Source organism: Deltaproteobacteria bacterium, assembly GCA_009692615.1.
GTDB lineage: Bacteria > Desulfobacterota > Binatia > UBA9968 > UBA9968 > DP-20.
This window is the reverse complement of record SHYW01000157.1, coordinates 1-8,930: the sequence shown is the minus strand read 5'-3', so window position 1 is coordinate 8,930 and position 8,930 is coordinate 1. Positions and strand designations below refer to the sequence as shown.

Annotated in this window: 9 protein-coding genes; all 9 read right to left on the bottom strand. The window is 57.3% G+C overall.

Going from position 1 to position 8,930, the window contains the following annotated elements; genetic code table 11:
* Nucleotides 1-91 precede the first annotated feature (91 nt).
* A complete protein-coding gene (locus EXR70_23870; protein MSP41534.1) occupies nucleotides 92-415 on the bottom strand; it encodes a hypothetical protein in 324 nt (107 codons plus the stop codon).
* 9 nt (nucleotides 416-424) lie between these two features.
* Complete coding sequence (locus tag EXR70_23865; protein MSP41533.1) at nucleotides 425-1,639, bottom strand: hypothetical protein; 1,215 nt, start codon at nucleotides 1,637-1,639, stop codon at nucleotides 425-427.
* Nucleotides 1,640-1,678: 39 nt separating this feature from the next.
* On the bottom strand, nucleotides 1,679-2,095 hold the full coding sequence (locus EXR70_23860; GenBank protein ID MSP41532.1) for a carboxypeptidase regulatory-like domain-containing protein: 417 nt from the start codon (nucleotides 2,093-2,095) through the stop codon (nucleotides 1,679-1,681).
* A 34-nt stretch (nucleotides 2,096-2,129) separates the two neighbouring features.
* Nucleotides 2,130-3,182, bottom strand: a complete 1,053-nt coding sequence (locus EXR70_23855) for an ABC transporter substrate-binding protein (protein MSP41531.1) — start codon at nucleotides 3,180-3,182, stop codon at nucleotides 2,130-2,132.
* 141 nt (nucleotides 3,183-3,323) lie between these two features.
* A complete protein-coding gene (locus EXR70_23850; protein ID MSP41530.1) occupies nucleotides 3,324-3,611 on the bottom strand; it encodes a hypothetical protein in 288 nt (95 codons plus the stop codon).
* Between the two features lie 194 nt (nucleotides 3,612-3,805).
* Nucleotides 3,806-5,278: a biotin carboxyl carrier protein gene (locus tag EXR70_23845; GenBank protein ID MSP41529.1), complete on the bottom strand. Its 1,473-nt coding sequence runs from the start codon at nucleotides 5,276-5,278 to the stop codon at nucleotides 3,806-3,808.
* Nucleotides 5,279-5,309: 31 nt separating this feature from the next.
* A complete protein-coding gene (locus EXR70_23840; GenBank protein MSP41528.1) occupies nucleotides 5,310-6,515 on the bottom strand; it encodes a DegT/DnrJ/EryC1/StrS aminotransferase family protein in 1,206 nt (401 codons plus the stop codon).
* A gap of 84 nt (nucleotides 6,516-6,599) precedes the next feature.
* Nucleotides 6,600-7,319, bottom strand: a complete 720-nt coding sequence (locus EXR70_23835) for a hypothetical protein (protein ID MSP41527.1) — start codon at nucleotides 7,317-7,319, stop codon at nucleotides 6,600-6,602.
* Nucleotides 7,320-7,606: 287 nt separating this feature from the next.
* Nucleotides 7,607-8,680, bottom strand: a complete 1,074-nt coding sequence (locus tag EXR70_23830; GenBank protein ID MSP41526.1) for an alpha-hydroxy-acid oxidizing protein — start codon at nucleotides 8,678-8,680, stop codon at nucleotides 7,607-7,609.
* Between the last annotated feature and the right edge of the window lie 250 nt (nucleotides 8,681-8,930).

Below are 8,930 nucleotides of genomic sequence, written 5' to 3'. Positions count from 1 at the left end.
GACGCACACACTTGGCCTATATCGAACCAACTCCAACAAGGTGGGGTTCCGCTATGGCCAGGTTTCTAACTTACGACCTCAACCCAACGCACTACCCTGACATAATCGCGTTGCTGTTAACATGACATATTGACGTTGCCACGACACTGGAACCGGCACCGCTCAGCGCCTTTGCTAACGCGCGAAGAATCCTTTTGCGCACCGCGCTATTGAAATCCTGTCCGTAAAAACGCAGAAAGAGAACTTTCTTTAAGGCGGAAGGCGAAGCAAAGGGGTTCTCGGCAAGCGCCAAAGCTCGCACCAGAGCTTGCGCCGTCGCATGCATCGAACAACCCATCTTGAGCCGCTCCTCGCCGGAGCGTTTTAGCAGCATCTCGCGATATCCTCGCTCCATCGCGTCCGACGTGTCTTTCATTGCGATCCCTCACTCTAACGGCTCGATCTTCACAATCGCCGCGCCAAGGTTGTTGCCGATCCATAGCGTCGGCAGTTTCGTCCGGTTGTCGATATTGACTCGGCGAATGTTGGTCGTGCGCGGCATCAGGTACTGCACGAATTCATCGGTCTTGGTATTGAGCCGCGCGACGTAGTCGTTGGTCATGCCGCCGGTCCAGGCGTAGCCGCTCTTGTCGAGCACCGCGTCGTAAGGATTGCTCCACGCGTAAGGCACCGCCCACTCGCGAGTGCGCTCGGTCTTGGTGTCGAACATGCCGATCATGTTGCCGCGATATTCGGCGAACCACAGCCGGTCCTGCGCGTCCATGTGGCCGCGGCGCGGCGCCGAATTGGGCGTCGGCGTCGGGAACGGCGTCACGTTCAAAGTCTTGGCGTCGACCTTGATAATATATTGTCCGCCGAAGTTGGTGCCGTAAAAATTATTTTTCGAGTCGGAGATAATGCCGTAGGATCCCAGCCGGTGCTCCGGCGGATGGCTCTTCGGCAAGCCGCGGGCATAATCCACCGTGTACCACTCGCCGGTTTTCACATCGAGTCGATACTCGTCGTCGCCGCCGATCCACACTTTCCCGTCGAGATTGATATGCTTGGGATCGACCATCGCCAGCCGCGCTTCGTCGTTCTCCTTGAACTTCGGCGTGGTCCAGGTCTGAAACTGTTGGGTCTTACGGTCGAAGCGCCCGATGCTGCCCTGATACATCATCCCCAACCAAACGTTTTCTTGCGGATCGAAGCGCAGATCGAGAGCGCCGGTGGGCGCGCCGGGTTTGGTCAAGGGAATCGGCCATTCCACCACCTTGGCGGTCTTGGGGTCGAGCTTGCCGAGAAACTGCGAACCGAAATCGGAATACCAAATCATCCCTTCGGCATCGATGGCGGCGTCATGGGGCATCGTCTCGAAGCGCGGCAAACTGTATTCCGTGATCGTCACCCGCGTCGATTTCCCCTTGGGCCGCGGCAAGCTCTGCAACGGATATTCCCACTTCGCCACTTTGCTCAAATTGATCGTGCTCAAGTACTGCGCGAACTTGGTCATCTGCGCCAATTGATTTTGCGACGGCTCGCGCATGCCGGGCCGCACCTGCGGCCGCAGCGGCGTGCTGCCTTGCGCGTAGTTGCGCATGCGCTTTAGCAGTGGCACAAACTCTTCCGCGCTGTAGCGCGAGCGCGCGATGCGCTCCACCGTGTGGCAGCCGATGCAGCTCAGGAAACCCTGCTTCTGCTAATCGGTGCCGGGCATGCTCATCAACCATTCGCCGTTGGACAGTTGCGCCGCCAGATCGGCGGCTTTGAGCAGTTTCAAATCGAGCGTAGTGGTTTTCTGCGCCGCCACGTCCGCGGGCGAAGCATTTTCCAACTCGTATCCCACCGCGCGAATCGCCAACGCGTAACGCCCCGCCGCCAACTTCGAACTCGGAAAGCTGTACTGCCCTTTGGCATCGCTTACGACGGTGATCGTCACCGTGGAGCCTTCGCCCTTGGCGCTGACCAATACGCCTTCCATGCGGCCTTCCTCCGCCGAACTCACCTGCCCGGTCAACGCGACATTCGGTGCGCTCGCGGCATTGAGAACACTTGCCGCCGCGAATGACATTGCAACCGCTGCAATTACCATTACGGTACAACTTTTGTTCAGCATCTTAGTCCTCCGTCAAATTAAGTCGACAATGAAATTATTGAATCCCAGCCGCTTTGAGAAATTGTAGATCGACAAAGCGCGCCGCCGGCGCCACAGGAGTCGGAATCACTCCCGCTCCGCCCATCAGCGATAACACGCGATCGAATGCCGACAAGTCTAATTCACCGCGGCGCGGCAGCACGTTCTTATCCGGCTGCGTATACGGTGCAAATATTTGCCGTGCCGTGTCGTCGGAAACTTTCAACGAATCCTTGACGATGTTTCTAACTTCGTCATGATTCTTGGCATCGTTCATGAACTGATACGCCGCAGCAAAACCGCGCACCATGCGCACCAGCGCGTCCTTGTTTTTCTCGCCCCAGGCGCGCCGCGCCATGTCGACGTTGAAGATCAAATCCGCGCCGGCCTCGTAGGTAAATGCCAAGCGCGGAAAGCCCTGCTTGATCGCGTCCAAGTCCTCCGGCTGGCCCATCGGCACCGCAGCGCACTCGCCGGACTTTAAACAGTCGAAGCGCGCCGGCGTGCCGACCACCGCTTTGGCGTGAAAGTCTGAAGCTTTGATGCCTTTGCTCGCGAGCAGGCGCACCGCCGAAAGCGTGATCGTATCGCCGGCGGTCGATAGCCCGATTACTTTGTTTTTAAGATCGGTGAAGCTTTTGATTTCCGGCCGGACGATCAAGCTGTAAACCGGATTGGTCGTCTGCGCGACGATGGCGACAGCATCAGAGCCTTTGAGCACGGCTTGAATCAAGTACGGCGTGGCATTCTTGCCGGCATCGATCTCGCCCTTGTCCAACGCCGCGACGATGCGATCCGTGCCGCCGGCAATCGGCACGACTTCGAGATTGAGTCCCTCTCGAACGAAGAAACCTTTGCGCTCCGCAACCGTGAGCGGCAGCGCCGACAGGCTGCCGGTGGAGGTAGCGTTCTGGCCGTAGCGCATCTTCGTCAGCTCGTCGGCACCGGTGGCAGTGGCAACACACGCGGATAGCAACACGGCGATGAGAATAACTCTAGAATGAATCGTCATAAAATTGGGCCGTAGAACTCTTTGGGGTTCGTGGAGAGTAACTGAGATCGAAATCATTCGTCAATCGAAACTTGAAGCCGTCGGAGGAGAGACTGCCTCGGCCGCGAAGCCAATCCGATCCCTCCCTTTGAAAAAGGGAGGTTAGGAGGGATTTTTCACATAGTGAAGCCCGCGACATGGAACGCGAATGCAATCACATCAGATCGTCTCGGCGACATAAAACCCGCCGTAGCTCTTGGTGGTTTGCAGATGCCCCACCGCGGCGCGAAACGATTTGTAAGACTCGGTGCCGCGCCAGCGCGCCAGGTGCTCTTTGCTCTCCCACAAGAGAATTACAATCAGCGCCGACGGATCGTCATCGCTGCAGAGAATCTGACCACCTGTGGAACCGGCGGCTTTACAGCCCTGCACCGCGTCGCGGTAAATCTTCACATACTCCGCGCGACGTGCCGGCTCGACATTCTGAAAACGCATCTCGTAGATCATTATTGTCTCCTTAAACGCCAATGATACTTTCACACATGCGGAAAAGGCTATCCACCACGAAGGACACGAAGAGCACGAAGTTCGGAGTAAACTTTTTTCCTAACCCTTCGTGTCCTTCGTGACCTTCGTGGTGAAAACTCTTTCCCCTTTGGTTGCGGCTGTGCCGCGCTGGGATCTTCGTGGTGAAACAAACTTTACTTGCTCATTTCGCCGTTTCCAGATTTCTCCAGCCGCAACGTGAACCCCTTCTTCTCGATGAAGATCTGACGAAAATCTTTGCGCTTGGCGAGTTCGCCGATGAGCCGCACCAGTGGTTGGGTCACACTTAAATACTCCTTCGGCGCGCCGGCGGCGAGCATAGCGTCGACCGCGGTATCGCCGGCGATCACCCGCAGGATCAACTCTTCATCCGATACTGTGGCGCCGAATTTCTTGCGCACTTCATGCAGCGTCAAATCCGGCGCCGACCAATTGCGCCACTCATTGGCGCGCGAACGGCTGAGAATTTTGTCTTTGACGTTGGCATCCATCACCGTCGGTGCTTCTTTGCCCCAATAACCGAGGGCATATTGGATCGCCTGATCGGTCACTTCTTTGTAACGTTCGCCGGTGATGACGTTGATCGCCGCCTGGCTGCCGACGAACTGCGCCAGCGGCGTCACCATGATCGGATAGCCGAACTCGGCGCGCACCCGGCCGCACTCTTCCAAGGTCTCCGAGATTTTATTTTCCATGCCCATGGCGCGCAGTTGAAAGCGCAGGTTGGAAATCATTCCGCCCGGCACTTGGTGTAAATACTGCGAGTGATCGTATTCGCGCGGTGCGCCCACCGGATGGCCTTCGAGTTTGCCGATGAAGCGAAAATGGTCGGACACCGGCTTGACCGCGGCCAGATCGACCAGCGGCGTGTAGCCCAGCGCGGCGGCGTTGCTGGCGACGTTAAAGATCGACGGCTGGCCGGAACCGTCGGCCAATGGCGGGATGGCGGTGTGCAGCTTGGTCACGCCGAGCTTCATCGCTTCGAGGCAATTGAACGGCGCCATGCCGTTGTTGCAGTGGGCGTGAAACTCCAGCGGTAGGTTGCCAATATTTTTTTGAATCAGCGGAATCAGCGTTTGCGTGCGCTCCGGTGTCAGCAAACCGGCGACGTCTTTGAAACAGATTCCCGACGGCCCGATGGCCGCTGCCTGGCGCGCGCGCGTGGCCCAGTATTCGTCGTTGTGGCGCGGCGATACGGTGTAAATGATATTGATGATCACCTCCATGCCGAGCTTTTGCAGCGCCGCGATCTCCACTGCCGCGGCATCGTAATCGTTCCACGGATCAGAGGAGCGCGTCAGCGTGATGCCATGAGCGACGACACGCTCGATCATCAGCAACCGCACTGAGCGCGGGATTTTCTCGAAGCCCGACGCGAGTCCGCCATGATAGCGCAAACGAGTGCGGCGAAATTTCTTCGCGCCTTCGCCCATCCAGGTCCAGGGATTTTCTTTATGCTCTTTGACGTACTTGATGTAACCGGCGAAGCCGAAGAACTCCATGGACTCGAAACCGCAACGGTCCATCTGCTCGGCGATGGCGAGCATGGCGCCGGTGCGCATACCCAACGCCCACAAGCTCAACGAACCGTCGCGCACGGTGGTGTCGACAAATTGAATTTCCTTCATGCTGTTGGCTTACCTTTATATAAAAAACATTTCAAATCTTGGCGGCAACATTCTTGACGATGGCGGCGATCCGTTCGACCTCGGCCAAACTCACGCTGGGCTCGCAAGGCAGCTCGACTAAATCGGCCCAGACGCGATCGGCATAGGGCAAACGATCCCAGACGCAATCTTGAAATGACGACATCAGATGAATCGGCACATAGCTGCCTTGAACTTCGTAACAGGCGGCACGCAACGCCGCAATCACCCGCGCCGCCCCATCGTCATCGCGATGGCCCGGCAAGACACGAATCACTTGAGTCAAACAGGCCGAACCAGCGCCGTGGGCGATCAATTCAATTCTCGAATCGTTCTTCAACAACTCGCGATAGAGTCCCATACTGGCGCGCCGGGCGGAAATATTGTCGACGAGAGTGCGCAGCAAACTTGCAGCGACCACGGCGGCGAGATGACTGATCGCTTGGCGACGATAAGCAGCGGGCGGCGAATCCGGCGACTTCGACGCTAACAGCGATTTTAGAGGCCAGGTCCAACGGCGCAAGCAGCGCCAGGTAAACGTCGACAGGAAATTCGTCAGCTCCGAACCGAAATTCGGCGCCGAGAGACTGACTTGAGAATTAAGTTGGATGCATTCTTCGCGCCGAGATAACAGCGCACCGCCACCGAGACCGAAACAAATCTTCTCGGCGCCGAAACTTAAAACCCCAGCATCACCGAAGCTGCCAACCGGTTGGCCATCAATCGTCGCCCCCAACGCCTGCGCCGCGTCGTCGATGACGCGAATATTTCGGCCGCGCACTAGTTCGATGATAGCGACGATCGGAGCGGGATTGCCGAACAGATGCGGCACGATGATCGCTTTAGTTTTTTGCGTCAGCGCAGCCTGAACGGTTGCCACCGTAAGATTAAGCTCGCCGCCGCAATCGGCAAGCACCGGAGTCGCACCGACAGCGAGAACCGGCGCCACCACCGCCGAGCAGCAAAACGTCGGCAGCACGACTTCATCGCCCTCGCGCACGTCGCAAGCGCGCAGCGCAAGCTCGATCGCCAAACTACCGGAGCCGCAAAGCAGCGCATCGGCGACGCCGAGTTGCTCAACGATTTGCGCTCTAAGTGTTCCAAGCTGCGGCCCGTCGATGACGCGGCCCGATATCAGACAGCGAAGAATGTCTCGGTAGGTCTCGCGAGTCCAGTAAGGAACAGCGAGCGGAACGCGGGGGAAAAATGAACGATTCAATGGTGAAAGCTAAGAGGGCGGGTTTGAAACCCGCCCCGATATTGCGAAAATATTTTTTGCGCCTTTTGCGTTCTTTGCGGCCAATCAATCCTCTTCCGACTTCTCCATCTCTTCCGCGACGCCCAAGTGATACAACTTAAAAAACTCGAGCGCATCGTCCGCCGCTGTGAGCGCGCTGTCGCGATTCGAGATGAATTTGTCGAGCAGCGGCACGAACAGATCGCTATGCTTTTCATCCGCCACCGCATGCGCTGCGAAGTTGGGCATCTCTTCCCACTTATAACCGAAGTCGCGCATCCAACGCAGCCCATCGCGCCGCGACAAACCGCCGCCTTGATCCATCAGCCTGCGGTCGTCGTTCACCCATTCGGTCGCCATCATCGCGATCAGCCCATCTTGCCATGCGCCTTGGCGAGCGATCCACTTCCAACCGTAAAAAGTCGCCATGCTGGTGCGCAGCGGTTTCACCTTGGCGAAATCGTCGGCGCTCAAACCGATCAGCGCGCCTTGGCGAATCAGCAAATCGTAATGTCCCTTCGAGCTAAACTCATCTTCGACCACTTCATCGTATTCATGCGCCATCAAACGTTGGCGCATGGGCGCGGCGTCGCAGTTGGCGATCAGGTTGGCCCAGCAGTCGCGCCGGCAGCTGACGAACAAACTCAACTGCAACAGCGCAACGCGCGCCCGCGCCGGCGTCATCTTGACCGCGAAGTAACGCGTCAACTCATGCGACGCCATCGTGGCGCGCACGCGTTCACCGATCACTGTTTCCCAACCGTAAACGTCGGTTGCAAAGGTCATAGTTGCTTCCTTACTTGCTAGCGTGACAAACCAGCCATGGTTCAGCCGGTTTATTTCACCACGAAGGACACGGAGATCACGAAGTTCGGAAAGCAAAGTATCCGAACCCTTCGTGTCCTTCGTGATGAAAACATCTTAAGGAACCTCTGAACAACTGCCCTGGAAGCAGGGCAGTTGTTCAGAGGTTCCTTAAGAGTTTAGCCCGTCCATCCCGCTTAACACAATACCGAGAACAACAGGTTATGCACGGCCGTTCGTGCCCGCGCCAAGCGACTTGAAACTTCACTTCAGCGTAACTGCCCGCCCGGCATATACGGAAACGCGCTCATCTCATGGGGAAACGACACGGGATAGGACTGGCAAACATGACTCGCATTGATTTGACTGACGTTCGTCACGCCCAAGAGCCCCATGTCGATGGTTAGTTCTTCTTCGAGGATTTCCAACACGCGCACGACTCCGGCGTCGGCGCCGGCGGCGAGGCCCCAGCCTTGGAGCTTGCCGATGGTCACGGCTTTGCAGCCCAGCGCGAGCGCTTTTAACACATCGGTGCCGCGAGTGACACCGCCATCGAGCACGACATCGGCTTTGCCTTTAACCGCTTCGACAACTTCGGGGACGATATCGATGGTGCCGCGGCCGTGATCGAGTTGCCGCCCGCCGTGGTTGGAAATGTAAATCACTTCGACGCCATGGTCGACGGCGATCTTCGCATCTTCCGCCGTCGCCACGCCCTTTAGAATCAGCGGTATGCCGGCGTGTTTCCTGATCGCCGCCATCAGTTCCCAGGTCAACATCGCTTGGTAAATGCGCGTGTTGGTCTCGACCCGTTTGCTCGGCGGCAGCCAGCGGTTCATCATCTGGCGCTCGCGCCGGCTGTAGTGCGCCGTGTCGACGGTGAGACAGAGCGCCATGTAGCCAGCTTTGAGCGCGCGGTCGACCTGCTCTTTGCACCAATCCAAGCCGCCGCGAATGTAGAGTTGAAATATTTTCGGGCCGTTTGTGCTAGCGGCGATCTCTTCCAAAGTCGGCTGGGTCACCGAGCTAACGAAATTGATCGAGCCGAATTGCGCCGCCGCTTTGGCCACCGCCACGCCGCCTTCCGGCGTGATCGATTGCAACGAACCCATGGGCGCGAGCATGACCGGAATTCGTAATTTCTTGCCGAGAAACATCGTCGAAGTGTCGATCTTTGAAACGTCGACGCAGATGCGCGGCCGCAGCGCCAGATAATCGAAGCCCATGCGATTGCGCCGCATGGTGGTTTCCGACTCCGCGCCGCCGCTTAAATAATCCCATATATCTTGATTAAGAATTTTCCGCGCCGCTTGAATGACTTCCTGGTTGGTGACGAAATCCATAAATACTTTTCCTCCGGTTAGCGACCAATGCGATGAATTGCTTCGCAGACTATCCAACAGTGGAGCGACCTGTCAAATCAATCCTCGGCCCGGTCAAAAAAAAAGGTGTCGTGGCAACGTCAATATGTCATGTTAACAGCAACGCGATTATGTCAGGGTAGTGCGTTGGGTTGAGGTCGTAAGTTAGAAACCTGGCCATAGCGGAACCCCACCTTGTTGGAGTTGGTTCGATATAGGCCAAGTGTGTGCG